Source organism: Vibrio cincinnatiensis DSM 19608 (assembly GCF_900167345.1).
In the GTDB taxonomy this organism is placed as follows: Bacteria; Pseudomonadota; Gammaproteobacteria; order Enterobacterales; family Vibrionaceae; genus Vibrio; species Vibrio cincinnatiensis.
Map to the genome: position 1 here is coordinate 1 of NZ_FUXB01000041.1, position 2,486 is coordinate 2,486.

Here is a 2,486-nt window from a genome sequence, read left to right on the forward strand (position 1 = left end):
TATCCCGTAAATCTTGCCATTATTTCTAAGCTGCCTATGCGGCAGTGAACTTGGGCCTACTAATCGCTGGGGGATGCTTGACTTTCTAAGCTGCCTATGCGGCAGTGAACAATTTCAACGATGTCACGCTGTGACTCCATGATTTTCTAAGCTGCCTATGCGGCAGTGAACTCAGGGAGCAAACGCGCAACTGCAATTCATTGTTTCTAAGCTGCCTATGCGGCAGTGAACTATGAAACTTTAGCAGTAACTTATTGTTAATAATAGTAATTACATCAAATTTATCAAAATAACCTTTTATTTTTTACTCGATTTATTATTAATATAAATCAATAAGTTAGAATTCAACGGAAAAAGGTGGGTAATTTCATTGCCAGTTAACGCCCGCTTAAGGGGCAGACAACGCTACTACCAACTCACCGCATAACACCGTAATCACAAAAACCAACGCATAATAAAAATGCCACGCGTTGGCTGTCCCTCTTGAAGCGTTTGTTATGTGTTTGAATTTAAAGGAAACTCCATTTCAACCAACCCGTTAACTTCAGATGTTCTCACGAAGCCCTTGGATTCATACAGATTGATCGCTGGATTTTCACTAAAAACTCGCAGAACTAACCTAATGGATTGTCTATCTAAAGCGTATCTAACAACTAAATCAAGACACTTACTTCCAATTCCTATGCCCTGAAACTCAGGTAAGATTTGAAAGTCTCTAAGGAAAGTCGCATCGCCACTATAGCTAAAACGCACTATACCAACACGAGTTTGCTCTAAATGGACTTCGTAGTTATCTAACTGCGTCCAACTACTAACAAACTGATTATGATCCCAGATTATCCCGCGAGTTTGATAGTAAATTGCCATATTTGTCTTGGTTAAAGATTCTGCAAATAAGGAGTCGCTACCGGATTTTAGTTTTACTTCCATGTATTTTCCTCTGGTTACACATAACGCCCGCTTAAGGGGCAGCAAACGCTACTACTAACTTTCCGCATAACACCGTAATCACAAAAACCAACGCATAGTAAAAATGCCACGCGTTGGCTGTCCCTCTTGAAGCGTTTGTTAAGTTTTTGCTAAATACCTATTTCTTATATCTTTATATGCCAGAAACAATGGAAAATAAACAATAATATAAACTGATATAAAACAAAAAATCTCCCAATAAGACATTAAGCTAAAATCTTTAGAGACTGTCATTGCAATACTAATAAATGCACATATAAAAATATTAACAACAATAAATTTGAGAATTAATGATTTAGGCCTAAATTTATCAAATGCATGAACGTATAAAACATATAACATCAATAGCATTGTAAATGCTGCATAAAATTCCATCATAGGAGAACTCATCTCTAACAATAGAATATCTGGATTTGATATATACGAATATAAATAAAAAATAAACAACAAAAAATAAAGTGATAACAACGATTTTGAATATATAACTTTCATGCTACCACCAATATGCAATCGATAAAGCATCTGGATCTTGAGGTAAAGCAAGAAAATCTGTTTTACTCTTTAAATATCGACGAGAAAAATTCCTACGACGAGCACCAATGGGCGGTAGTTTCTCAAGAATTTTAATGCCACTGACAACTTTCTCAGATTCAAAGCTTTTTCCATTCCTGAGATCTTGTTGAATATCGGGAACAATAAATCGATATAACTCTTCCGCTTTCGACTTTTCTACAAATACACCTACAATTGTACTACCAGCACTCCATACCAACTTACCAGCTTCTGCTAACATTGTTTTCTCCGTTGAAATATAAAATATTTATAATAATCTCGTACAATAGTGATATGTTCAAGAACTAATAGAGAACCTTGATTCCAAATATTGAACATAAAAAAAACACATTGCTCAATAATGTTCATTTCCAAACTTAACGCCCGCTTAAGTGGTGAGCAACGCAACCACAACACTTAATTATTGCACCGTAAACGCAAAAGCCAAATCAAACCAAAACCGCGAGCGTTGCGAATCCGCCTTAAAGCGTTTGTTATGTTTGTTGTGAACAGCGTGCCTAGTTCAAGCGTTTGAAGATCCTTAACTTTAGCCATACAAAAATTTTCGGTAATGAATACCACCAGTACGAACCCAAAATACCAGAATACAAAGCAGGGACCCAGAAATTATTAAGATCTCTAAGAATGCTGTAATTACCCAATGAGTCCTTCAAACTAAGAACTGATGTTCCATCGAAGTAGTAAGCTATCGGGAATAGCCCCAAAGAAACCGGAAAGTCCAATGGCAAAACTACTAACCAACCGTTCACTGAGACAGGATCGCTTGATGTAGCAATCAAAAAAGCTAAAACGATTACAAAGCAGAGATGACTCAAGCCAAAGATTATTGGAATCAATATACTCTCCTAAAAACTAGTGTACCCCACGAAAAGTGGACACAACATAACTACACACTTTCGAACTCGACGGGACTCACGTAGCCCAACGCTGAGTGCTTCCTATTT

2 protein-coding genes are annotated in these 2,486 nt (G+C 36.9%); both read right to left on the minus strand.

The genetic code is table 11. The features are described 5' to 3' along the window. Positions 1–495: 495 nt before the first annotated feature. On the minus strand, positions 496–930 hold the full coding sequence (locus tag B5D54_RS16675; RefSeq protein ID WP_078927644.1) for a GNAT family N-acetyltransferase: 435 nt from the start codon (positions 928–930) through the stop codon (positions 496–498). Positions 931–1,462: 532 nt separating this feature from the next. Further along, positions 1,463–1,762 (minus strand): hypothetical protein, encoded by a 300-nt coding sequence (locus B5D54_RS16690; protein WP_078927646.1) that lies wholly within the window; start codon positions 1,760–1,762, stop codon positions 1,463–1,465. Between the last annotated feature and the right edge of the window lie 724 nt (positions 1,763–2,486).